The sequence below is a fragment of the Nostoc sp. genome, from assembly GCF_036917615.1.
In the GTDB taxonomy this organism is placed as follows: domain Bacteria; phylum Cyanobacteriota; class Cyanobacteriia; order Cyanobacteriales; family Nostocaceae; genus Nostoc.
On record NZ_JBALCZ010000035.1, the window covers coordinates 19,362 to 44,695 of the forward strand.

At 42.5% G+C, this 25,334-nt stretch carries 19 protein-coding genes and 1 tRNA gene; 9 read left to right on the forward strand and 11 right to left on the reverse strand.

The features are described 5' to 3' along the window. Positions 1-85: 85 nt before the first annotated feature. Positions 86-622 carry an NUDIX domain-containing protein gene (locus V7K85_RS13220; RefSeq protein ID WP_334814114.1) on the forward strand — a complete coding sequence of 179 codons (537 nt, stop codon included), beginning with the start codon at positions 86-88 and terminating at the stop codon, positions 620-622. Positions 623-667: 45 nt separating this feature from the next. Here the strand turns inward: V7K85_RS13220 and V7K85_RS13225 are convergent, their stop codons facing one another. From V7K85_RS13225 to rimI, 5 genes are all read right to left on the reverse strand, one after another. After that, positions 668-1,552: a hypothetical protein gene (locus V7K85_RS13225; RefSeq protein ID WP_334814115.1), complete on the reverse strand. Its 885-nt coding sequence runs from the start codon at positions 1,550-1,552 to the stop codon at positions 668-670. A 2-nt stretch (positions 1,553-1,554) separates the two neighbouring features. After that, complete coding sequence (locus V7K85_RS13230) at positions 1,555-2,532, reverse strand: AAA family ATPase (protein ID WP_334814116.1); 978 nt, start codon at positions 2,530-2,532, stop codon at positions 1,555-1,557. Continuing rightward, positions 2,525-3,766 carry a TIR domain-containing protein gene (locus V7K85_RS13235; protein WP_334814117.1) on the reverse strand — a complete coding sequence of 414 codons (1,242 nt, stop codon included), beginning with the start codon at positions 3,764-3,766 and terminating at the stop codon, positions 2,525-2,527. Before V7K85_RS13235 ends, V7K85_RS13230 begins: the two co-directional genes overlap by 8 nt. A gap of 259 nt (positions 3,767-4,025) precedes the next feature. After that, complete coding sequence (locus tag V7K85_RS13240) at positions 4,026-6,494, reverse strand: ATP-dependent Clp protease ATP-binding subunit (protein WP_334814118.1); 2,469 nt, start codon at positions 6,492-6,494, stop codon at positions 4,026-4,028. 499 nt (positions 6,495-6,993) lie between these two features. Next, positions 6,994-7,545 carry a ribosomal protein S18-alanine N-acetyltransferase gene (gene rimI / locus V7K85_RS13245; protein WP_334814119.1) on the reverse strand — a complete coding sequence of 184 codons (552 nt, stop codon included), beginning with the start codon at positions 7,543-7,545 and terminating at the stop codon, positions 6,994-6,996. A 92-nt stretch (positions 7,546-7,637) separates the two neighbouring features. Here rimI and lysA point away from each other — a divergent pair, with 92 nt between their 5' ends. The 3 genes from lysA (at position 7,638) to V7K85_RS13260 (ending at position 10,948) form a co-directional block, all read left to right on the forward strand. Continuing rightward, positions 7,638-9,047 (forward strand): diaminopimelate decarboxylase, encoded by a 1,410-nt coding sequence (lysA, locus tag V7K85_RS13250; protein ID WP_334814120.1) that lies wholly within the window; start codon positions 7,638-7,640, stop codon positions 9,045-9,047. A 225-nt stretch (positions 9,048-9,272) separates the two neighbouring features. Then, on the forward strand, positions 9,273-10,196 hold the full coding sequence (cdaA, locus tag V7K85_RS13255) for a diadenylate cyclase CdaA (RefSeq protein WP_334814121.1): 924 nt from the start codon (positions 9,273-9,275) through the stop codon (positions 10,194-10,196). Continuing rightward, on the forward strand, positions 10,193-10,948 hold the full coding sequence (locus V7K85_RS13260) for an isoprenyl transferase (RefSeq protein ID WP_334814122.1): 756 nt from the start codon (positions 10,193-10,195) through the stop codon (positions 10,946-10,948). The genes cdaA and V7K85_RS13260 overlap by 4 nt, the downstream gene beginning before the upstream one ends. Positions 10,949-11,333: 385 nt before the next feature. On the opposite strand, the gene V7K85_RS13265 is transcribed toward V7K85_RS13260, so the two are convergent. The 4 genes from V7K85_RS13265 to dnaK all read right to left on the reverse strand — a co-directional run bounded on the left by V7K85_RS13265 (position 11,334) and on the right by dnaK (position 15,573). Beyond that, positions 11,334-11,606, reverse strand: coding sequence for a DUF3143 domain-containing protein (locus tag V7K85_RS13265; protein WP_334814123.1), 273 nt, complete (start codon positions 11,604-11,606; stop codon positions 11,334-11,336). A 31-nt stretch (positions 11,607-11,637) separates the two neighbouring features. Beyond that, positions 11,638-12,162, reverse strand: a complete 525-nt coding sequence (locus V7K85_RS13270) for a J domain-containing protein (protein ID WP_334814148.1) — start codon at positions 12,160-12,162, stop codon at positions 11,638-11,640. A 153-nt stretch (positions 12,163-12,315) separates the two neighbouring features. Beyond that, positions 12,316-13,311, reverse strand: a complete 996-nt coding sequence (locus tag V7K85_RS13275) for a J domain-containing protein (protein ID WP_334814124.1) — start codon at positions 13,309-13,311, stop codon at positions 12,316-12,318. A 159-nt stretch (positions 13,312-13,470) separates the two neighbouring features. Next, positions 13,471-15,573, reverse strand: a complete 2,103-nt coding sequence (gene dnaK / locus V7K85_RS13280; RefSeq protein ID WP_334814125.1) for a molecular chaperone DnaK — start codon at positions 15,571-15,573, stop codon at positions 13,471-13,473. 317 nt (positions 15,574-15,890) lie between these two features. On the opposite strand from dnaK, the gene V7K85_RS13285 reads away from it, so the two are divergent. The 4 genes from V7K85_RS13285 (at position 15,891) to V7K85_RS13300 (ending at position 23,538) form a co-directional block, all read left to right on the forward strand. Beyond that, positions 15,891-16,739, forward strand: coding sequence for a M28 family peptidase (locus tag V7K85_RS13285; RefSeq protein ID WP_334814149.1), 849 nt, complete (start codon positions 15,891-15,893; stop codon positions 16,737-16,739). A gap of 448 nt (positions 16,740-17,187) precedes the next feature. Beyond that, a complete protein-coding gene (locus tag V7K85_RS13290) occupies positions 17,188-18,720 on the forward strand; it encodes a SagB/ThcOx family dehydrogenase (protein WP_334814150.1) in 1,533 nt (510 codons plus the stop codon). 488 nt (positions 18,721-19,208) lie between these two features. After that, positions 19,209-22,010: a PAS domain S-box protein gene (locus V7K85_RS13295; RefSeq protein WP_334814126.1), complete on the forward strand. Its 2,802-nt coding sequence runs from the start codon at positions 19,209-19,211 to the stop codon at positions 22,008-22,010. Between the two features lie 7 nt (positions 22,011-22,017). Next, positions 22,018-23,538, forward strand: a complete 1,521-nt coding sequence (locus tag V7K85_RS13300) for a hybrid sensor histidine kinase/response regulator (RefSeq protein WP_334814127.1) — start codon at positions 22,018-22,020, stop codon at positions 23,536-23,538. Positions 23,539-23,563: 25 nt separating this feature from the next. Here V7K85_RS13300 and trhO read toward each other — a convergent pair whose 3' ends face one another. Continuing rightward, positions 23,564-24,478: an oxygen-dependent tRNA uridine(34) hydroxylase TrhO gene (trhO, locus tag V7K85_RS13305; RefSeq protein ID WP_334814151.1), complete on the reverse strand. Its 915-nt coding sequence runs from the start codon at positions 24,476-24,478 to the stop codon at positions 23,564-23,566. Between the two features lie 71 nt (positions 24,479-24,549). Here trhO and V7K85_RS13310 point away from each other — a divergent pair. Then, a tRNA-Ala gene (locus V7K85_RS13310) sits at positions 24,550-24,622 on the forward strand. A gap of 176 nt (positions 24,623-24,798) precedes the next feature. Here the strand turns inward: V7K85_RS13310 and V7K85_RS13315 are convergent. Then, the gene (locus tag V7K85_RS13315; protein ID WP_334814128.1) at positions 24,799-25,203 is read right to left on the reverse strand and encodes a hypothetical protein; all 405 of its coding nucleotides are present in this window, start codon (positions 25,201-25,203) and stop codon (positions 24,799-24,801) included. Between the last annotated feature and the right edge of the window lie 131 nt (positions 25,204-25,334).

The following is a 25,334-nucleotide window of genomic DNA, read 5'->3' on the forward strand; positions in this document are numbered from 1 at the left end:
CCGTGGCGGCTCATCTCACCCTCGCTACTTTTACCCCAATTAGTGAGGTTGACATCTGAATAAATCAAGTACCGGAATATAGCCAATGGATACGGATAGAGTCATCTTTAGCACCCAGTGGATTGCTGTTAGGGAATCTTCTCAAGGATTTCAATATTTGGAACGAAATGGTAAGGATTCAGTTGCGGTATTTCTTTTGAGAAAGAGCGGCGAAAATCCGGCACAGTATGATGTCCTAATTCGACACCAGCATCTCTGTATTGATAATCAAGAGGTAAATGGAAGACTAAAGCTTTTTCCCTGCCCAATTACAGGTGCATTGGATGAGGGGGAATCACCAGAAGAAGCTGCCATTCGAGAGGTCTTTGAAGAGACAGGATATAGGGTTCAGGTTTTACCTTTAGGCAAGTATGTCGTTGGTACTCAAGTAAATGAAGTCTGTTATTTGTATTATGCAGATGTTACAGGTATAGTGCCGGATGAGGCTCAAGAGGATGGAACTTATTTGGAGTCCATTGGTAGAAACGAATGGCATCCCTTTAATTATTTAGAAATGTGTGAGTACTCGGCTTGTCAGATTGGATTCTTTAAGCTGCGAAAGATACTTTTTCAAGAGAGTTAGTTTTATTTTACAATCGAGTGGCTCTCGTTATAGTGGAGTACTATGTCAAGCAACGATCTGGACAGAGTTAAAGAGGATCGAGACTTTTTGATTAAACAAAGTGAAATGCTGCAATCTGTAATTAAACGTATGGCAGACAATTCGCTTGAAGCTAAAAAGTGGTTCTAGCACATCGTCATTGGCTCCTTCAGCAGGAACGTTGTGAAAGTAGTAAATTGCTGTATCTTCCAACCTCCCCGCCTGTTGAATTGCTTTACAAACCTCCTCACAAAAAGCATGGAAAGGAGTCATTGAACCTTGACGATCCACCAACAAAAGTAACCGAGCAACTTTGCGGCATCTAGGTCTTAAGATAACTGGTACTGCTACTCCGAGTTGAGAACGGCGGGTAATTGTAGCTTCCACATCCAGTTCTGTTGGTTGTCCTTCCCACACGGGACGGTGTAAGCGCCGCCAAGTCTGAGCCACTTCTCGGTAATTTAATGGGAATTGTGGTACAAAGATAAATCGACGTTTAAAAATCTCTGCATCGTTTGAGGAAATCTCAGGCAAGCCTGTAGGAGATTTAGTTACAGCTATCTCATCCTTATGAGGCTGCGACTCATCCAGAGGTTTCTTTTGTTTTGTTTGATTGGAGCTACCAGTATCAGAACCTTTTTCTTCTGGCACAGAAGATAATTGCCAAGCCTTGTCTTCTCCTGCCACTTGCTTAAACAAGAGAGTAAGAATTTCCTGTTCCTGGCGGGATTTTGCCCACAAACAATTACAAAGTTCCCGCAGTGCTAGTCCTTCTTGTGATGGCCAACCAAAACCAGCCTGTAATGACTGTCGCAATGCTTCTAAATCATCTGGTGTTAATGGGAATCCACGACGGCGTAAACTTTCAAATAATTGCCGAAGAAACTCAGGAAGCTTGGGCTGCTGTTTCACTGCTAGACAGACCCTCCATTTGCACGTTTGCGATCGCTCTCTTGCTTAAGCAGTGCGCCTATATATGGCAGTTTGTCAAGTTCCTCTATTGGTGTTCCCACTGCTTCTAAATAACCCACCCAGTCAAGCAGTTCGCTCAAACCCGGTGGCTTGTTCAAGTTTGGGTCGCGAAGCGCTAACAAGACTTCAATCGCCTTTTTGCTTAATTCTTGGTCAGTAATCTGGTAAGTTTTTAAAATCTCTAGCAAAAGCTCCTTGTCTTGGGGAAACTCTACGTAGTGAAAAATACATCGACGCAAAAATGCAGTGGGTAATGCTTTTTCTTCATTATGCGTGACAAATATAATTGGGCGTGGGTTGTCACCAACGCTGTAATGAATCTCTGGAGCTTCAGTTACCTGAAATTCTAACCGATCTAACTCCCATAACAAATCGTTGGGAAAGTCGAGGTCTGCTTTGTCGATTTCGTCAATCAGCACCACTGAGCGACGACCATACTGAGCGCGGGCAATTGCTCTGCCTAGTGAACCTAAATAAATATACTCCTTAATATCTAGGCTCATTGGCTTACCATCTTTTTTTTGCCGTTCATCAGGTTTCAACTGAGCATTGTAAAGACGATTAATTGCATCATAAGTGTAGAGTAAATCTTGGGCGCGACTGGTAGATTTGAGATAACTAACTTCCAAAGGTAAGCCTAAGGCATAGGCAACAGCATAAGCTAAGCGCGTTTTACCAGAACCAGGTTCGCCTTGTAAAAGTAAAGGGCGACCTAAGGCGATCGCTAAATCAACTGCTTCTGCTAGATCCTTATCAGGTAAGTAGGGTTCCTTGTCTATTCTTTGCTTTTCCTTTGGAGGGTCTTTCTCGGGATCGGGTATGGAATAAACCTGAAGGTCTTCGATTTCAATAAAGTCTGGTAAAGAGTTGTAATCAATAGTAGAGAACCTGGTAGTAGTATCAATAGGGTGTCTAGACATCAGCCGGAATCCTTTGCTTAAGTTCTTCTAGAAACGCTTTTGCTGGAGGTGGAGGGTTTCTTCGCAAAAGTTCCTGACTGTAGCTCAAATGGTCATACACACTTCCGATATCCATCTGTTCACTTGGAGAATGGCTGGGACGACAGTCAGTAATCATCGTTTGCATCCATTCCTGTATAATATCTTCTTCCCACCTCCGTATCTTACTGATTTTGATAACCCATTGACGCACATCCACTTCTTCAAACTTTGGAGGTTCTAGCTTCTTCACGTCTTTTGGAAAAATTTTGTCTTTACTGCCCACCATAATTATGATTAAACGACGTTCAACATTTGGGAATGCAGTACATATTTCCTGCCAAAATTCATCTGAATAGCTTTTATCCTTTTTGTTAACCTCAACTCGAATAGGACAAATAATATCTTCTTTTTCTAAACATTTTTTGTACCTTTTTATAGAATTTACTGTATATTCTAAATTACTCTTTTTACGATCCAATGTCAGAGTATTTATGATTCTGGCGTTACTTATACCATCATCCTCCTTCAAACGCTCACAGAAGTGATTCCGAAAAGCATCATCGTTGCAGGGGATAGCCAGCCCAAAAAGTCCCTGCGTCTTGACCAGTAATACCTTCATACTTTCTCTAATTAATTGCTCCAAGTCAAAGTTGCATGGATTCAGCAATGTATAAGAATGTTTAGAGGAATTTGCCTTTACTTTTGATGCCTTCAAGTCAGTAACAGGATTTTTTGACCCTAAAACAGGCTTATCCTCATAATTCTGAGTTATATTGTTACTGTTCAGTCGCTTAATAATAAACGAAGCAATTTCAGGCGGTGAGAATTTACCTGCATGAATGAAACCGGCATTTGGAGGCACCCCATCTACAGCGCCATCATCCATCCGAATTAGCATAATTAATTTGTTTCCATTCGGTTTGATGAAATCTAAACCACGAATAGTCTGCCATTCTACCTTGCACCAAGGCTTTTTGTTATAGAACTCGCCAATGAACACGACAATTAATTCACATTCTTCGCGATAAATTTTTTGCAGATGTATGTCTAAATCAAAGCCAGCAAATTCAGCTATATAATTGTAGTCATAAAAAACTTTTTCTTGACCCAATGTCTCAGTTAATTGTTCAGCAACCTTTTCTACATAATCTCGATCTTCGCCTGCAAACGAAAGCCCTACTCGAAATCGAAAACCATTTTCTATTATTTCCATCGATTTTAGTGCCTATAAAAATAAAGTTTTTTTACATAGATTCCCTAGCTAATAAAGACCATTGGAGAATTAATAATTTGATTGACCATCTTATTCAGTATATAATACAAGGCGGTTTAGAGATATACTACCGCAGACTAAATGCTACTAGATCCAAATTTGAAGCACTTAATTAATATTTAGTAAAAAACGGTAGAGCAATAAATACTCTACCGTTTGCTAATTTTCTATTTGAGATTTAAATCCCAAACTCTAAATCTTACTCAACACCTTGGGGTAACAATTCCCGACGCTGTTGAGAACTAACTTGGACAACGCCATTTTCATCCACATCAACAAGGGCTGTATCGCCATCCTTAATGCGACCAGACAGAATTTCTTCTGCTAGGCTATCTTCTAACAGGCGCATAATTGCCCGACGTAATGGCCTTGCGCCGTAGCTGGGACTGTAACCTTCAGTGATCAACCGATCCTTGAAGCGATCGGTGACTTCTAAGGTGATACCCTTTTCCGTCAGACGACCAAATACTTCCTTGAGCATAATTTCGGCGATTTGGGTCACTTCAGGCTTGCTCAACTGACGGAAGACGATAATTTCATCGAGTCGGTTGAGGAACTCTGGACGGAAGTATTGCTTCAATTCTTCGTTCACCAAAGAGCGAATCCGGTTGTAAGTTGACTCGCTGGCATCTTCGGAGAATTCAAAGCCGATACCGCTACCGCCTTTTTCAATTACCTTAGAACCAATATTGGAAGTTAAAATCAGCAAGGTGTTCTTGAAGTCTACCGTGCGACCTTTGGCATCGGTTAACCGACCGTCTTCCAAAATTTGCAGCAGCATATTGAATACATCGGGGTGGGCTTTTTCGATTTCGTCGAACAACACCACGGTGTAAGGACGCCGCCGCACGGCTTCGGTCAGCTGACCACCTTCGTTATAACCAACATAACCTGGAGGCGAACCAATCAGCTTGCTGACGGTGTGACGCTCCATGTATTCCGACATATCCAAGCGGATCATTGCTTCTTCGGAACCGAAGAAGTAGGCAGCCAAGGATTTCGCCAACTCGGTTTTACCTACACCAGTCGGCCCAGAGAAGACAAAGCTAGCTATGGGTCGATTGGGATTTTTCAAACCGACACGAGCGCGACGAATTGCTCGTGAAACTGCCCTTACAGCTTCATCCTGACCAATTAAACGCTGATGCAAGGTGTCTTCCATGTGCAGCAGCTTTTCAGATTCAGATTCGGTGAGTTTGTTCACCGGTACCCCAGTCCAGGAAGCGACAATGTGAGCAATGTCTTCTTCTGTAACTACAGGTTCTTCACCTTCTGTGCCAGTTGCATTAGTCTTGCTTTGAGCGATCGCCCGAATTTCGGCTTTAATTTCCATCTCCCGATCGCGCAATTCCCCAGCTTTGTCAAAGTCTTGAGAGCGCACCGCGTCATCTTTTTCTTTTAATATCTGACGCAGCTCTTTGTCTAACTCTTTGGCTGCGGGTGGCAGCTGGGAGTTAATCAAGCGCACCCTAGAACCAGCTTCATCAACTAAGTCGATGGCTTTGTCTGGGAGGTAGCGATCGCTAATGTAACGGTCTGATAACTTCGCCGCCGCTACCAATGCTTCGTCGGAGATTTTCAGTTTGTGGTGTTGCTCGTAGCGTTCGCGCAAACCATATAAAATTTCAATTGTTTCATCTACAGTGGGTTCGCCAACCATCACTGGTTGGAAACGCCGCTCTAGCGCTGCATCTCGCTCGATGTGCTTCCGGTATTCATCTAAAGTTGTAGCTCCGATGCACTGCAACTCACCCCTGGCCAAGGCTGGCTTGAGGATATTTGCTGCGTCTATGGCACCTTCTGCCGCACCTGCACCAATTAAGGTGTGTACCTCATCAATCACGAGAATGACATTACCCGCAGAGCGGATTTCATCCATGATTTTTTTCAAGCGTTCTTCAAATTCACCCCGGTACTTGGTTCCTGCTACGAGCAAACCAATGTCCAGCGTGACGACGCGTTTATCTTCGAGGATGTCAGGGACATCTTTAGTGGAAATGCGTGAAGCTAAACCTTCAGCGATCGCTGTTTTACCAACCCCTGGCTCCCCAATCAGCACTGGGTTATTTTTAGTTCGGCGACCCAAAATCTGGATCACCCGCTCAATTTCCTTGGCGCGTCCCACCACCGGATCAAGCTTATTGTCTATTGCCATCTGGGTCAGGTTTGAGCCAAATTCATCCAGAGTCGGGGTTTTTGTGCGCCCGGATGAACCGCCTGGTGAAACTTCGGCAGTTTCTCCCAACATGCGGATGACTTGGGTTCTTACCTTAGATAGATCCACACCGAGGTTTTCTAGCACCCTGGCTGCTACGCCTTCCCCTTCGCGGATTAGGCCCAACAGCAGATGCTCGGTGCCAATGTAGTTATGCCCCAGTTGGCGTGCTTCTTCCAAGGAGAGTTCTAGAACTCGCTTTGCCCGTGGCGTAAACGGAATTTCCACGGCAACAAAGCCTGATCCCCGACCTATAATTTTTTCAACTTCGATTCGGGCATCTTTGAGATTGACGCCCATTGATTTCAGCACCTTGGCAGCCACACCAGTGCCTTCCCCAATCAGACCCAAGAGGATCTGTTCGGTTCCGACAAAGTTGTGACCTAAACGGCGGGCCTCTTCTTGGGCCAGCATGATTACCTTAATGGCTTTTTCTGTGAAGCGTTCAAACATGGCATTTTTCCCATCACCTGCGGTCGTGCCGGTATGCTGATTTTAGCACAGGCAAAGCTTTTGGATGCCTGTATAACAGATTATAGACATCCTGAAGCTATGACTTGGGTTGATGAGCTAATTGTTAACTCTTGACTACTTTTATCTAGCTAGTGTACTGAGGAGCTTTAGTTCACCAGCGTTTTTGGGATTTATTACAAATAGCTGACTGCTTATATTAGGAGTTTCTTGACTTAATCCCAAACACTTATACTTAACATATGTATTTTTTCATGTCAAGCACAAATTTTAACATAGTTTTTTATTATATTAAACTAGTTTAATATAAAATATTTAAATATGATTATGCGCGGCAAAGTTGCATTTTTTTGCTGAAGCTGATCACAAACCCTGATAATCCAAAATTAATAATCCGCAACTACTTAAAATAATTCGTAATGACGCTCTTGCTAGCTTGCTTCTTTGCAGGAGTACGCAAACTCGCTAACGTAATGCGTAATTAGTTAAAACGCAAGTGCCAAGAGGATTTGTCCAGGCGATCGCTGATCATGGAATACCACTGGTCTAGAGTTGCTTGAAATTTGGGGTGTTGTAAGTCTGAGAGCCAAAGGATTAGGGCGTCCTCATCGTTATCTTGGTAGTAACGCCGACGCCGCCCAGCTGTTTTGAAGCCAAATTTTTGATATAAAGATATAGCCCCCAAGTTGGAAGCTCGCACTTCGAGGGTAGCTCGCTCCATTTTGCGATCGCAAGCTGTCTTAATGAGTGAATATAGTAAAGCCTGTCCCATTCCTTGACGGTGATATTGGGGATGAACCGCCAAAATTGTAATGTGGGCTTCCTCTAAAATTGACCAAAAGCAACCCATTCCCAGCAGTCTGGAATTAGAGACAGAGGAAAATAAACCCAGCAGATCGCTGTTGGGACTATCCAACTCACGCCCGTAAGCCTCCATTGTCCATAAACCGCCAAAACAGGCTTGATCCAGTTCCAGCAATGCACTCACATGCTCTTTTTTCAGTAATTTAATTTCTAAGTCTAATGAGATCACATTTATTGAATAAGATTACAAACCCTTTGTAAACTGGGAATCGGGAGACGAACTCAAAGCCCCTAATTTGAACAAGGACAACTTTTATAGTTATGGTATCGACTCACCCCACTGGGGTTCAACATTCTGGAAGTCAGTATTTACCTCAAAGGCGCGACACCAGCCCAAATCCATCGCCTAATCAAGAACTTTTACCCTTGACTGCCAGAGTTCATAATCATGACCTCCTGGAAATTGGTGAGTGTGATGTCACAACCCTAGTTGAGCAGTTTGGTTCACCTTTATATATTTTAGATGAAGAAACCCTGCGTTCGGCTTGTCAGCAATACCGAGATGCTTTCAAGCAATACTACAAGGGTGAATCTCAAGTATTGTATGCCTCAAAAGCTTGGAATTGTTTAGCAGTTTGTGCGATCGCGGCATCAGAAGGATTAGGAATAGATGTAGCATCTGGGGGGGAACTCTACACCGCCCTACAAGCGGGTGTCAGTGCTGATAAAATCTACCTCCATAACAATAACAAGTCTCGTGAAGAACTAATTTTTGCCATAGAATCCGGTTGCACTATTGTGGTGGATAACTGGCACGAGTTACGTACTCTAGTAGAAATTGTAGAGAAGTTGTATACAACTTTACGAAACCCTCAAATTATGCTGCGGTTGACTCCAGGTATCGAATGTCATACGCACGAATATATCCGCACGGGACAACTAGATAGTAAATTTGGCTTTGATCCCAATCAGCTAGGGGAATTGTTTACTTTTGTCAGTCAACAATCTGTCCTTAACTGCGTAGGAGTACACGCTCATATTGGTTCCCAAATTTTTGAGCGCCAACCGCATCAGGATTTAGCTGCTCTCATGGTACAGTGGTTGCGGGAAGCGGCAAAGTATGGTTTAAAACTGACAGAGTTAAACGTCGGTGGTGGTTTAGGGATTAAGTATACAGAATCAGACGATCCCCCTAGCATTGAAGAGTGGGTAAAACCGATTTGTGAAGTAATCCAAGAAGCTTGTATAATCGAAAATCTGCCTTTGCCGAAGTTACTGTGTGAACCGGGGCGATCGCTAATTGCTACAGCTTGCGTCACTGCCTACACCGTCGGTTCATCCAAAGTCATTCCAGAAATTCGTACCTACGTGGCAATTGATGGAGGAATGTCTGACAATCCCCGCCCGATTACTTACCAATCAGTTTATCGAGCAGTCGTTGCCAACAAAATGTCTTCTCCCTTAACCCAAACAGTCACAATTGCTGGTAAACATTGTGAATCAGGAGATATTCTGATTAAAAATGCACTACTCCCAAAGACTGAACCAGGGGATATTCTCGTAGTTATGGGAACTGGTGCGTACAATTACAGTATGGCATCTAACTATAACCGCTTGCCCCGACCGGCAGCAGTCGTAGTGGCGAATGGCGAAGCAAATTTAATTTTGCAACGTGAAACTTATCAAGACTTAATTCGACAAGATCGCTTACCAGAAAGACTAAAGAAATAGTCATTTGTCCTTAGTGAGTCCAGCACTGCGCGAGGAAAACCCTTCTGCAAGTGACTGGCAGACCTGTAAGGGTCATTAAGAGCCACTACGTTGCTTTAGTCAAGAGAGTTAAAGCAAGTGGCGTTCATTAGCCAGGAACTAATTACTAGTTACTAATGACTAATGACTAATGACTAATGACTAATGACTAACTGTAATTAGAGGCAAAAGTGTAATCCAGATGTCATGACAGATTGGTGGAAGCAATGGCTGACAAACCTGGGATGGTCGCAGTCCTTGCTGCTTGAAACTCTGGATATTGTATTAGTGCTGGCGCTGACGTACATAATACTAGTTATTATTAGTGAGCGCCGGACACTGTGGATGGTGCGGGGATTCATTATCTTAATGTTAGCCTCAGCACTAAGTAACAAATTAGGGCTACCTCTGCTAAATTTTGTACTGGAAAAGTTAGTGATTGGTTGTGCTGTAGCAATGGCAGTTGCTCTACAGTCAGAGTTTCGACGGTTTTTAGAGCAATTGGGGCGTGGCGAATTCCGCCAGCTGTTTCAACCTGACCGTCTGGCAATCCCTAAGTCTGATAGTGTAATTGATGAAATTGTTGAGGCTGTTAAAGAATTGTCAAAAAACCGCATTGGAGCTTTACTAATTTTGGAAACCACAAGTCCAATTGATGAGCGAGATTTTTCTGTGCCAGGAGTAAAGCTAAATGCGGAGGTTTCTAAAGAACTGATCCAAACAATTTTTCAGCCGAAAACTTTGTTACACGATGGAGCGACATTAATTCGTGGTTCGCGGATCGTGTCATCGGGTATAATTTTACCACTTTCGGGACGCACAGCCTCGCGCCAGTTGGGAACACGCCACCGGGCGGCAATGGGAATTACTGAGCGGGTCGAAAATTGCATTTGTGTCGTTGTATCTGAAGAAACCGGTTCCATTTCCTTAGCGGAACGGGGAACCCTAAATAGACCGCTGACGATTAGGAAGCTGAAAGAGTCATTAGAGGCTCTTGTGTCCCCAAGCGTTGATAGGGAAGCTGTTGCTCCTGGTCTGTTGAGTTTTGTTCGTCAGATAAGTGGAAAGACACTAGCACTGGTTTCACGTTTACTCAGATTACCATCGACCGCTTCTCGAGATAAAAAATGACAGCACAACAAACTAAACTACAAGATTTGCCTACTGACTTAAAACAAGAACTATTGCCCCAACATGTTGCGGTAATTATGGATGGCAATGGTCGATGGGCTAAACGTCAGGGTTTACCTCGGATTATGGGTCATAAGCGAGGAGTAGATGCTCTCAAGGATTTACTTCGCTGTTGTCAAGATTGGGGAATTCAGGCGCTGACGGCTTATGCTTTTTCAACAGAGAACTGGAAAAGACCACAGGAAGAGGTGGATTTTTTGATGACTCTGTTTCAAAGAGTTTTGCGCCAAGAACTGCGGGAAATGGTCGAAGAGAATGTTCAAATTAAGTTTGTGGGAAATTTGCAAGACCTGCCACAATCGCTCCAAAAAGAAATATCGCGTTCAATGGCAGAAACCAAAAATAATCGCGGTATCCGGTTTTCAGTAGCAACTAATTATGGCGGACGGCAGGAAATTTTACAAGCTTGTCAGGCGATCGCAAAGCAAGTTCAGCAAGGTCTACTACAACCCGATGAAATTGATGAACAAGTGTTTGAGAGCCACTTGTACACAGCAGGAATTACTGACCCAGATTTGTTAATCCGCACAAGTGGAGAAATGCGCCTCTCAAATTTCCTTCTCTGGCAAATGGCTTATGGGGAAATTTACATCACCGATACTTTCTGGCCCGATTTTGACCGGGCTGAGTTTCACCGCGCCTTGTGTGCCTACCAGCAACGGGAACGGCGGTTTGGGAAAGTAGTAAAATAGTGCTGAGTAGAAGACGCAATTATCCTCTTAAGGCAAATCTCCAAGGCTCTAGCAAAAAAAAGAATTGAAAAAGACCTAAGAATTGCGTCAATTGCTCTGGCTCACGATACAACAATAGTTACACGCAATTCCAGAGATTTTTCCCAAATTTCCAACCTAAAGATAGAAAATTGGGCAGAGTGAAAATTTCATAAAAGCGGTAACTTTGTTAAGCTTTCCTGCGGAACGCTGCGCGTAGCTTGCTTGTATTGTAGGGGTACGCTAACGCATTTTGTGAAAACCACAACAAGTAACACCAAATTATACTAAAAGCGATCGCATTCTCCAAAACGCGATCGCTATCGACTTTTGTCTAAATTTACAGTGAATTGTACTTAGCACTTTTTTATGGGCCTGAAAACACAGCTTGTTCTATATCATCCCGACTAAGAGAATACTTGAATGAACGTTGGATATCTTGTCCATTTTCCCCAGATTGGACATAGCGGACGATGATTTGCTCAACATCAAGCCATAGTTCAGCTTGCCAACTAGACCGCTGCACACGCCAGCAATGCCTCTGTGTTTCGTCTTGTTGACAGCCTTGCTCTTTTAGCCACTGCTCAATTTGTGGCAGGGGATGATTATATAGGGGGGTATCAGAGGGAAGAAGAGGCATAGGAATTTTAGATTTTGGATTAGGAAATTTTTTAATTTTTAATTACCATAGGGGTAATTGGTTGCGACACATGGATAATGTGCTGTTGTACAGATGGAGCTGGTTGTAGCAAATGCGTTTGGAAAGCTGCCTCACCACGAGTTAAGCCGATGCCTACTGCTAGTAATAGACAACCTACAAATGTTAACACCAGCATAAATAAAGCAAAGATTTCGCCAGATGAGAGAGGGCGATCGCTCGGATCAAGGTAAGCTGATTTTGACCAGTCATGAGAACGTGAGACGGGATGATTCAAGTCAGGAGGTGGTTGAATCACTCCAAACCGGGAATAGCCAATTTTTAAATCGTAGCTTAAGCGACGTTCTGGATGGCTAAGGGTGGCGTAGGCTTCGTTGATTTGCTGAAATTTGAGAGTGGCGATCGCAGTAGGCAAATCTGTAGTATCAGGATGATAGCGTTTACTAAGTTCTCGATAAGCACGACGAATGTCAATTACCGATGCCGAGGGATGCAGTCCTAGCAGGGAGTAATAAGTTGATTTACTGCTTTGTGGCATTGCCCCGTTGTGATTCACGGCTGTTTGAGTCACTTTGCTCAAAGATATTTTTTATATTTTAAATCCATTGATAGATTAAGTTGCTCTGTCAATGAATTACGAATTATGAGTTAGTAATTATTTTGGTCAATAGCTTGATATGCGACTTCATGCCTAACGCAGTAAATCAGCACGGGGTTTAAAAGTTTCAATTTGCCGCAACTTTTCGTACAGTTCCCGTTCTTCTTGATTAATATTTTTCGGGGTAACTATTTGAATTTCCACTAATTGATCGCCACGTTTCCCGTCATCGCTGGGGTAGCCTTTATTCCCTAGTCGAAATTTTTGACCCGACCTAACTCCTGGGGGAATTGTCATTTTCACTGGGCCGTCCAAAGTTGGTGCTTCTACCTGTCCTCCTAAAACTGCCTCACTGGGAGTAACTGGTACTTGGCAGACTATATTTAAACCTTCTAGCTTAAATAATGGATGAGGTTCAACGGTAATTTTTAAGTAGAGGTCGCCATCACCAACGCCTTGGTTCCGCAAACGGATGGTTTGACCTGTTACCATACCTGGAGGCATATTAACTTCTAGCGATCGCCCATCTTCTAAACGAATACGTTCATTGCCACCTTGATAAGCTTTTTCTAGTGGAAGCGTTAATCTGGCTTCTATATCCCGACGGGTAGTGCGAGGTGGTGTGTTAACGGTGTAGGCAACTTTTGTTCTGGGGGAACGAAACGGATCGCTAGTATTGCCATTACTGGAGTTACTTGTACCATTCTTATTTTTGACGCCGATAACTTGATTAATAAAGCTTTCAAAGTCAGAGAATTGGCTTGGATCTACGTCCTGATTCAGGTTGCGATCAGCTTGGCTACTCTGCCAAGTTTTAGCCTTTGGCGTTTGTTTGTTGCCTGCAAAGCCTTTTTGCTTCCAGTAGCGGCTAAACTGGTCGTACTGCGATCGCTTGCCTGGGTCTGAAAGGACTTCATAAGCCTCGCCGATATCCTTAAATTTTTCCTCAGATTCTTTGTTACCCGGATTGAGATCGGGGTGATATTGCCTTGCTAACCGCCGATAAACCTTTTTTATTTCCTCACTAGAGGCGTCTTTAGATACTCCTAAAATTTCGTAGTAATCTCGAAAGTTCGGCAAATTTTGCATAGTCAGTTATTTAAATTTTAGATTTTAGATTTTTGATCTTGGATTAATTAGCAGGTAGAAGTTAGGAGTTAAGAGTTATGAGTTTAAATATTTAATTTTTAACTTCTTACTTCTCACTTCTCACTTCTCACTCCTCACTCCTAACTTTTATTAAAAGTATTACAACCAATCATTGTCTTCTTCATCATCCCAGTTATCTTGGTAACTTGGACGGGATTTGCGTGAAGGACGGCTGTCATCTGAGGAAGAACGACTGTCTCGGCTATAGTCTTTACCGTAATCTCTGCCATAGTCTTTCCCATAGTCTTTACCGTAATCTCTGTCATAGTCCTTACCATAGGAGTCGCGTTCCCGATATGTATCTCTGGGAGATTCGCGTTCTTTATCCTTATCACCAGTAAAGATGTCACGGATAGTACCAAACAAGTCGTCGTCTTCGTCTTCAGCATAAATCTGGCGGACTTCCCGATTTAGCTCATATAGAGCATCTTGCAAGTCGGCGTAGGCTTGGTCAATACCGCGATCGCTATTTTCTTTGAGACTCTCTTTTAGTTCTCGGCAAATATTATCAATTCTTTGGCGGCGGCTGCGGGCAAACTGCATACCAAATTCCAGCGCTACTTCTCTGAGTTGTCGTTCTGCTTGGAAAATCAACGCCTCAGAACGAGTCCGCTTTTCTACTCTTTCTTTACGTTCGCGATCAACATCAGCGTATTTCTGAGCGTCTTGAATCATCCGATTTACTTCCGACTCGTTCAAGGTGGAAGCACCTTGAATAGTGATACTCTGTTCTCGCCCAGTGGTTCTATCTAGGGCTGTTACCTGTAAAATACCGTTTGCATCGATATCAAATGACACCTGAACTTGGGGAATTCCTCGTGGCGCTGGGGGGATGCCATACAGCTTGAACCGTCCTAAAGACTTGTTATTTCCTGCCATTTCCCGTTCGCCCTGGACTACGTGAATTTCCACAGTATTTTGGTTATTTTCAGACGTGGAAAAAATGTCAGAACGGCGGACTGGGATCGTGGTGTTGCGAGGAATGAGTTTTTTCATCACGCCGCCGATGGTTTCCAATCCCAAAGAGAGGGGTGTGACATCCAAAAGCAGCACATCTTTGAGTTCGCCTGCGAGAATGCCTGCCTGAATTGCTGCACCCACTCCCACTACTTCATCGGGGTTGACGTTCTCGTTAGGTTCTGTACCAATCAAGTCCCGCACAAGCTGTTTCACCATTGGCATCCGTGTAGAACCGCCAACTAGCACAACTTCTTCAATGTCTCTGGGTGAGAGTCCGGCATCTTTGAGGGCGCGTTTCACTGGTGTCCGCAAACGCCCCACCAAATCACCACACAAACCTTCAAACTGGGAACGAGTTAAACGAGTTTCAAGATGTTTGGGGCCATCTTCAGTGGCGGTGATGAAGGGTAAGTTAATATCGGTGACGCTGACAGCAGAAAGCTCAATTTTGGCTTTTTCCGCCGCTTCCATCAGACGTTGCAAAGCTTGGCGATCGCGTCTTAAGTCTACCTCTTCTGTTTCCAGAAATTGCTCTGCTAACCAATCTACTATTTTTTTGTCAAAGTCATTACCACCAAGTTGCGTATCTCCACTGGTAGCTTTGACTTCAAATATGCCATCACCAACTTCTAAAATCGATACGTCAAAGGTGCCACCACCCAAGTCAAATACTAAGATAGTTTCCGTTTCACCCCGATCTAATCCATAAGCCAAAGATGCAGCAGTCGGTTCATTAAGAATCCGCAGCACCTCTAAACCGGCAATTCTGCCAGCATCGCGGGTTGCCTGCCGCTGAGAATCGTTAAAATAAGCGGGTACTGTAATCACTGCCCCTGTGACTGGTTCACCCAAATAGCGACTAGCATCGTCTGCCAATTTCTTCAGCACCATTGCCGAAATTTCTTCTGGGGCGAATTCCTTATTCAGACGAGGACAAGCAACTTTGATATTACCTACTTCGTCTTTGCGGATAGTGTAGGGTACACGCTTGGAATCTGGGTTAAGTTCGCCATATTTGCGCCCAATGAAGCGTTTAACTGCGAAAAAGGTATTTTGGGGATTGAGGACGGTTTGTCGCCGTGCCATTTGCCCAACCACTCTTTCACCTTCTTTGCTGAAGCCAACTACGGAGGGGGTTGTTCGCATTCCTTCTGCATTGGCAATCACCACCGGCTTGCCACCCTCCATAACGGCGACTACTGAGTTGGTTGTACCCAAGTCGATGCCGACTACCTTGCCCATGCGTTACTCTTCTCCTAAAGTGTCTTATATATTTATTATGATTGGGCGGAACTACCTCTAGCTTTGTGCCACAGGATGAAAACACCTCAATGGTATAATAGTCATCATTAAAGCAGTAAGCTAAGAAGTGCAGCTAAAGGAGATAGTTGCAAGACTAGGATAGCATTGACGATGATTGGTGTGTCCAAGCAGCGTCAATTCTTGTGAGCTAGCTACTTCTATGCACTGTATCTGCAAGTTTGTAAATGCACCTTAATAATACTTGTTCTGCTTGTTTGAGTGTCGGAAAACTCTAATATTGCCACTATTTGAAAGATTTGAATTTAACAGAGCGATTACAAACTTCCCTGAGTGAGATAGCGCGAGAACGCGATCCTTACATGGCAACGGCTGGACATTTTTTTGTCCAAGAATACATCCGCCAGCAATTTTCCCAATGGGGAAGTGTGGAAATCCACACCTTTGAAGTCAGAGGTAAAGCTTGTAATAACTTGATATTAAATTTACCATCCCAAAGTAGAGGGCAAAAAAAGGATTTGCCACCTATTTTAATTGGTGCTCATTATGATGGCGTTCCGGGAACACTAGGAGCTGATGATAATGCCACAGGTGTGGCGGTGTTGCTGGAATTGGCCAGAAAGTTTGCTGCCGAACCTGTAAGATATCCCTTAAGGCTAGTTGCTTTCGATATGGAAGAATACGGCTTACTGGGTAGTGCTGACTATGCAGCCCTGTTGCACCAACAAAAGCGATCGCTACGCTTAATGATCTCCCTAGAAATGCTAGGGTATAAGGATTCTACACCCGGCTCCCAAAGTTACCCTCCTCCTCTGGAACGCTTCTACCCAGACAGAGGAGATTTTATTGCTTTAATTGGCAACTTGCGGACATTGCCTGATTTAATTGGCATGAGCCGTAATATTCGCAAAGCTGGCGTATCTAGTCAATGGCTACCCGTGCCGAATCGAGGTTTAATAGTTCCCCAAACCAGACTTAGTGATCATGCACCTTTCTGGGATTTGGGTTATCCGGCAATTATGGTCACAGATACGGCATTCTTGCGAAATCCACATTATCACAAACCTAGTGATGCGATCGCTACTTTGGATTTAGATTTTCTTAGCGGTGTATGTGAAGGGTTGGAAATTGCGATTCGGCGGTTGTGAAAAATATTAGGGTGAATGATCATCTGCTTGACGAGTAGTTCTCTGACAGTTGAGGGAATACCTTGTCCGACATTTCACCAGAAGCTGTTCCATTACTAATGTTTTTCATCCTTCTTATACCTCCTTTCTAGATCTAAGAAGGAAATGCACTTGATTGGGCTGCTGCCGCGAGTCAGGAAGGCGGCAGCCCTCCCAGTAGGCATTAGCTCTTAACGAGGCAATAAGCCTGATTAATCAGTATCAAAGACTGATTAAACTTATGTTGACACCAAGTTGGATTTTAAAACATATCTCCTGTGCCCCTCTGCCTCTTGTGCCCAATGCCCCAATTCAGTTGTTACCAATTACCACTTTGTGACTATGAGAATTGTACTAATTGACACGAAATAATCAGGCTAATGAATGCCAAGATCAAAAAAAAGGATGCCCCAAGGATATTGAAAGTACTATGCCAGAATTACACCAATCAATTGCTCAGCATTATCACGAACGGACTAAATACAACCCTGAGACTGTCGCCTCCAAAAATCACAGCTTAGACTGGGCTAAACAGCCTGTGCCCTTCAAAGAGTACAAAATTGGCTCTACTTTTGATCTCAAACCTTATATCCAAGAAAAACCAGAGGGATTTGCTAATAACCCAGATGCTCAATGGTGGCAAAGACTTTCACAGCTGCTGTTTCGCAGCTATGGATTGACGGCGAAAATGCCTTCTATGGGTAGTACGGTATATTTACGTGCTGCTCCTAGTGCAGGCGGACTATACCCTGCCGAAGTCTATGTGGTTTCCCGTGGCACGTCGTTATTGCCACCTGGTCTGTATAACTACCAATGTCGGACTAATTCCCTGATGCATTATTGGGAAAGTGATGTTTGGCAAACTCTCCAAACAGCTTGTTTGTGGCATCCTTCTTTAGAAAATACCCAACTGGCAATTATTGTGACTGCGGTTTTCTATCGTTCTGCATGGCGCTATAAAGATCGGGCTTACCGCCGGATTTTTTTAGATGCGGGACACCTGTTGGGCAATATCGAATTGGCTGGTGCTATTACTGACTTTCGCCCCCATTTAATCGGCGGTTTTGTGGATGAATCGGTAAACGATCTACTTTATATCGATCCGCAACAAGAAGGTGCGATCGCTGTCTTACCTCTGGCAGACTTGTTAGATGTCAATCAAAATTTGCCCTTGGGATGTACTGCTTTACCTTCCGCCACCGAAACCAGTTATCCCCAAATCCCCGATGGTGAATTGCTGACATATTTCCATCGACACACCCAGATCCAATCAGGTATAACTGGCAATCTCAATCTACCAGCTATCAAACAAGAAAAATCTTTGGAGGATAAATACAATTTTCCTTTCTGTTTGAAAATTCTCACCACCACTGCGCCTATAGACTGGGGAGAAAAGCTGTCAGAGCTCGAAAGTACTATGTACAAGCGACGCTCTACCCGCGCCTACAATGGTGATGATTTAACCTTCGATGAATTGAAAAGTTTACTCGATTTCACTTACCAGCCGCAAAATTACATCGATCAAAGTTTAGATATTTCTCCAGACTACTTTGATCTGAATTTGATAGAAACATTCATTGCTGTTTCCGGAGTCCAAGGATTGGAGGCAGGTTGTTACTATTACGCACCCAAAGCCCAAGAATTACGCCAAATTCGGTTTAAAAACTTTCGGCGAGAGTTACATTTTCTCTGTTTAGGGCAAGAATTAGGACGGGATGCAGCAGCGGTGTTGTTTCATACAGCCGATCTGAAAGCTGCGATCGCCATACTGGGCGATCGCGTTTACCGTTACTTACATATGGATGCCGGCCATTTGGGACAACGCCTGAATTTAGCCGCAATGCAACTGAATGTAGGCGTCAGTGGTATCGGTGGATTCTTTGATGACCAAGTAAATGAAGTTTTAGGTATTCCTGTTGAAGAAGCAGTTGTATATATCACTACACTTGGACGCCCAAGATAAAAATCATCTTAGAGGCGCAAAGAATGCAGAGAGTTTCTTTCTGTGTCCTTTTCGTCTCTGTACAAGTGCTCTTTGCCTAGTGTAAACTATCAGACATACTTGACACTACGAAAGTTTTTTAGACTCTAATCTGGAACCTTTGAAAAATACGTTGGCAAATCTTACCATTTTAGACCCTGCACAAAATACTTATGGTGGAAATAATACTTTCGTTGAAAAAAACCACTTGATCAAGCTTCATCTATGTTATTGAATAGAGATATAGCAGTGCAAACAAATTGGACTCAGCAACAAATAAACAATCATAAAGATTTACTCGGAAATGTTGCTCTCAAGGTTTTTTATCTATAAATGATCAGCTGTTCCATATTTAAATTGCAAATTTAATACATCACAAAATTCGCAGATTTTACAAAAATTTAATTATTTTTTCAGATTTAAGCAAATTAAATCTGATATTTTGAAAAATTTTTGTCACACAACCACTAATGCTACTTCCAGAAAATGAAAGCCAACGGCTAGAAGTACTTAATCAGTATCAAATTCTAGATACGCCACCAGAAGAAATCTTTGATGAACTAGCTCAACTAGCTGCTAACCTTTGTGAAACACCAATCGCTCTGATTAGCTTAGTTGATGCAGAACGGGAATGGTTCAAGTCAAAAATCGGAATAACTATATCGGAAGTTCCTCGAAGCATTTCCTTTGGTAAGTATACTATCTTGCAAAGTCAAATATTAATCATCCCGGACGCTTTGCAAGATGAACGGTTTGCTACAAATCCTTTTGTAACATCAAATCATTATTTCCGCTTTTATGCGGGTGTTCCCCTAATTACCTCAAGCGGCTTTGCATTAGGTAGTCTTTGTGTAATTGATTTTGCACCGCGAAACTTGAGTGTTAAAGAACAAGTAGCCTTACAACAGTTAGCTCGACAATTAATCAGGTATTTAGAGTTACATCGGCAACAAGTAATTGATGATAGCCAAAGGAGTTTTAATCTCCTTTTCTCTAAAAACCCCAATCCAATGTGGGTATATAACCAGAATAATCTGCAATTTTTAGATGTAAATGAAGCTGCTGTTGTTCACTACGGTTACTCACGAGAAGAGTTCTTGCAAATGCGAAAAACTGACATTTGCCCTCCAGAAGATGTGCCTATATTGCTGAAATATTTAGAACAAAACTACCCTAACTTACACTTTGCTGGACAATGGCGACATCGGCGAAAAGATGGACAGATTATTGATGTTGAAATTGTTACAGATACAATAAACTATGGCAATTATAACGCTCGGTTGGTTAATATCCGAGACCTCACAGAACACAAACGAATAGAAAGAACTCTTCAGGAAACTGAAGCCAGATTTCGAGTCATTTCTGAAGCCATTCCTGTTCCATTCATTATTTCCCGTGTGTCTGATGGGTTGATTTTATACGCTAATCCAGAGTTGCTTCAAACATTTCGGTTTTCTCCAGAGTTCAAAGTTAATCACAAATATTTATTAGATTTATACCAGAATTTCGCCGATTTAAAAACCCTGTTAAAACTTTTTAATCAACATGGCTTTGTTCATAATTATGAACTTCAATTAAAAAGAGCAGATGGGACTGATTTTTGGGCGATCGCTTCACTACAATATTTAAATTTTAATAATGAAGCTGCAATTTTAACAGTATTTTATGATATTAATGATCGCAAAAATCTAGAAAAAAAACTCCAAGAGCAAAATGACTTTTTGCAGATAATTTTTGAGAGTATACCGTTGATGATTGCCTTGATTGATCCTAATGGAAAACTCCAGTGGGTGAACCAAGAATGGGAAAATGTTCTAGGTTGGAAATTTCAACATTTCCAAACTTGCGATGTCTTTGAAGCGTTATACCCTAATCCGGAATATCGACAGTATGTAATTAATTTTATTCAGTCTGCACAACACAATTGGGGTGACTTTAGAACTCAGGTGCGCGATGGTCGTTTACTGGATACGTCTTGGACTAATGTTTACCTTTCAAATGGTCAAATTATCGGTATTGGGCAAGACATCACAGAACGTAAGCGAACTGAACTAGCTCTAAAAGCCCAAGCCGAGCGGGAGCAATTGATGCGAACCGTTGCTCAACGGATTCGTCAATCTTTGAATCTTCAAGATATTTTGAATGCAACAGTTCAAGAAGTGCGAGATTTACTTGGGGTTGATCGAGTAATTGTTTATCAGTTTGATTCCGAGATGATCGGCACAATTATGGCGGAATCAGTGCAACCTGGATGGACAGTTTCTTTGGGCGTAAAGATTCATGATACTTGTTTTAAAACAGGCGCAGGAGTGGAGTATTATCAGGGACACAAACGAGCGATCGCTGATATTTATGAAGCTGGACTGACTGATTGCCATATTGGCTTATTAGAACAGTTTGAAGTCAAAGCAAATTTAGTCATGCCCATTTTACTAAAAGTAAGCTCTAAAAACCCTGGCTGTCACCTTTGGGGTTTACTGGTTGCTCACCAATGCTCTGGTTTGCGCGAGTGGGAAGAAAATCAATTAGATTTGCTCGATCAACTTACAGTCCAATTGGCGATCGCAATTCAACAATCCAGTATCCTTGAGCAAGCTCAAACTGAACTTGTTCAAAAACAAAAAGCTCAAGTTAAATTAAAAAATGCCTTGGCTGAAAAAGAAGTTCTCTTAAAGGAAGTTCACCATCGAGTTAAAAATAATTTACAAATTGTCTCCAGTCTATTACAACTCCAGTCTCAAACACTCAAAGATCCAGAAGTAATTAAAGTTCTTCGAGAAAGTCAGAACAGAATTGAGTCAATATCTCTAATTCATAAAAATTTATATACCTCCGCCAATATTGGACAAATTGATGTTGGTGAATATATCGATAATTTGGCAGCAAGCTTGCTAATTTCCTATCAAATATGGCCTGGTAGAATCGCTCTAGAAACTGATATAGATTCAGTAAGTTTGAATGTTGACCAAGCTATTGCCTGTGGACTGGTGATCAACGAATTAATCTCCAATGCCCTCAAGCACGCTTTTCCCAACCAACAACTAGGCACAATCAGCATTGCTTTACGTAATGTTGGCAATAGTATCCAGATGACTATCCGAGATAATGGGATTGGTTTACCAGATAATTTAGATTGGACAAATACTGATTCTTTGGGTCTGTCATTAGTATATGACTTGGTTACAGAACAACTAGAAGGCGATATTACTCTAGAACGCAATCATGGAACAGTATTCAAAATCCAATTTACGCAGTTAACTTTGCATCAGTAAATATCAAATGGCTCAAGCTAGGATTTTAGTCGTTGAAGATGAAGTGATTGTGGCTAGAACTATTGCCAGCCAACTCAGTCAACTAGGATACATTGTTACAGGTACAGCTTCATCTGGAAAAGTTGCCATTGCCAAAGCATCGGAAACTCAACCAGAACTAGTATTAATGGATATTATCCTTAAAGGTGAGATGGACGGTATTGCTACTGCCAGTCAGATTCGTGAGCAGTTAGACGTTCCTGTGATTTTTTTAACTGCATATGGCGATGAGCATACTTTAGAAAGAGCAAAAATTACCCAACCTTTCGGATATATCGTTAAACCATTTACTATCAAAGATTTAAGAATAGCGATCGAGATCGGTCTGTTAAAACACCAGTTAGAACGTGACCTGCGAGAGAATCGAGATCAGTTAGCAACCCTTTTAAACTCAATGAGTGATGCTGTAATTGCCACTAATGAGCAGGGAACGGTGACATTCATGAATCCCGCAGCTGAGGCGCTGACTGGTTGGCAGCAAAAAGATGCTTTAGGAAATGAGGTGGCGGAAATTTTTCATATTGTCGATGAAATTACAGAAGATACGTTAGAAAACCCTGTGACAAAAGTGCTGCGGGAGCAACAGGTTGTTTATTTAGGGGAATTCACATCTCTGATTACAAAAGACGGAAAAAAAGTTCCAATTGGCGATAGTGCTTCACCACTGAAGCGACGACCTGACCAGATAAATGGTGTAGTAGTTGTTTTCCGGGATCTTAGCGAACGACGCCATACAAAATTGTTAGAGCAAGCATTGGAGAAGGAGCAAGAACTTAACCGTCTTAAGTCCTTATTTATCTCTACCGTATCTCATGAGTTCCGTAATCCCCTGACTGTTATTCAAACGGCAGTAGAACTCATAGAAATGCAAGGAGCAAATTTGACAGATGCAAAAAGAGGTATTTATTTAAAGCGAATTCAAGGTGCTGTGCAATCTCTGGAAAAACTCATGGAAGAGGTGCTGTTTATGGGTCGAGCGGAAGCAGAAAAACTCGTATACAACCCTGCTCCACTTAACTTAGAGCAATTCTGTCGAGAGTTAATCGAAGATTTTTCTATTGTTGAAAGTAGCGTCTGTGAAATTGTTTTTTCTTGTCATAGCGATCGTACCGACGCTGTAATGGATGAAGGACTCTTACATTACATGTTTAAGAATCTCCTCTCAAACGCTGTTAAATATTCTCCAAGAGATGGCAACATTCAGTTTGATTTAATATGCGACCCGATTGAGAAAGTAGCAATTTTTTATATTCAAGATCAAGGTATGGGCATTCCGGAACCAGACCAAGCTCGACTTTTTGAATCATTTTACCGAGCCTCAAATGTTCAATCAATCAAGGGTACCGGATTGGGGTTAGTAATCGTTAAAAGGTGCGTTGATGCTCACAGGGGTAAAATCAGTGTCACAAGTCAAGTTGGAGTCGGTACTACATTTACAGTAATTTTGCCCTTAAATACCGAATTATCCTTGACTGAAGCTAATGAATGACCGCATTTAAAACTTGCTTTTGTGATTAACTCACATCCCGATTTTTGTTACCAACTTGGCTTTGATAGTGCCGCCATTTTTCCTGCTGACGCGCTCTTTTCTCCTGGGTAAGGCTATCAAAACAATAGGGACAGGAGATACCTTGCTCATACTTACCAGACAGCTTATCTTCCTCAGAAATCGGACGCCCACAACAGAAGCACCGCTCACAACTCCCTTCATCCAACCCATGACTAACGGCTACCCGCTCATCAAAGACAAAACATTCCCCTTCCCATAAACTTTCTTGTGCTGGAACTTCCTGCAAATACTTGAGAATGCCGCCCTTGAGATGATAGACTTCTGCAAAGCCTTGGGCAAGCATGAAGGATGAGGCTTTTTCACAGCGAATACCGCCCGTACAAAACAGAGCAACTTTTTTGTGTTTAGTTGGGTCGAGGTGGTGTAGCACATAATCGGGGAATTCCCGGAATGAGCCAGTTTGGGGATTTTCTGCCCCTTGGAAAGTACCGATATTCACTTCATAATCATTGCGGGTGTCAATCACAGTTACTTCTGGGTCACAAATCAAATTATTCCATTCCTGGGGACTGACATAAGTGCCAACTTGCTCACTTGGGTCAATTTCAGGCAACCCCAAAGTGACAATTTCTGGCTTTAACCGCACCTTCATCCGCTCAAAGGGCGGGGTTTCAGTATGGGACTCTTTGTATTCTAAGTCTGCTAGACGAGGGTCAGAACGCAGAAACCAGAGAACAGAATCAATCGCCTGACGCGAACCCGCAATTGTACCATTAATCCCTTCTTGTGCCAGCAAAATTGTTCCCTTGACAGCTTGTGCTTGGCAGTAAGACAGCAGAGGATCTCGTTTATCGGCAAAATCTGGCAGCTTGACAAATTTATACAGTGCTGCAACAACTTGGATATTTTCTGGCTTCATCCCTTTGGTCACGGAACAATATTAAGTTACAATAACAACGGCAATCAAAGTTACCTACTATTTTAATTTTAGGGGGTTTAGCTCAGTTGGTAGAGCGCCTGCTTTGCAAGCAGGATGTCAGCGGTTCGAGTCCGCTAACCTCCATTGGATATGATTTATCTCAATGTACGATGCCTGCGGTTCTTGCTAGCCTACGCACATACTATGTTAATCAAAAGCCCATTCCTTCATCGGGAATGGGCTTATTTTCCTTAGTATACAAGGAGTAAGAGGAGAGGGAAGTTGGTCTTGCATCTAATTGCCCCTATCCGAAACCGTACTTAGTTAGAGAAATCTCTGGATAAGGAGGTGAACTCTGACTTAACAGCACTAAGGTAATTTTGATCCTTTAAAATTTGCGGCGGTAATTTGTTAGCACTGACAGCAGCCTTAACTAAATCTTCCGCAACAATATTTTTGTTCTGGCGTTCAAAAATCAAAGTTCCCCCACTAGGAATGCCTTGCTGCTCTAAACCACCTTGATAAGCAAGAGAAACGAGATTAAAGGGTTTCAGGTAGCTGGCATTCTTATAACTACTGTTTAATGTGTTAGAGTTGATAGCTATATTTGTTTGCCCAGCATCAGCATAGTTGTTATTTGTGGGTGGTTCAGCGTTAGCAATTCCAGATGTAAGGGCAAAAGCACCAATAATAACTACAGAATTAATCAAAGTTGCAAGTTTCATAGAGTTATCCTTAACCATGTAAGGTTTAATCACTTTATTTCTAGTAACAGTGTCTTCTTTGTTCTAAACCTTAACCTCCTACACTTAGCTAATCCGATGGGTTGAATGTTTCTCAACCATTTGGGTGAAGC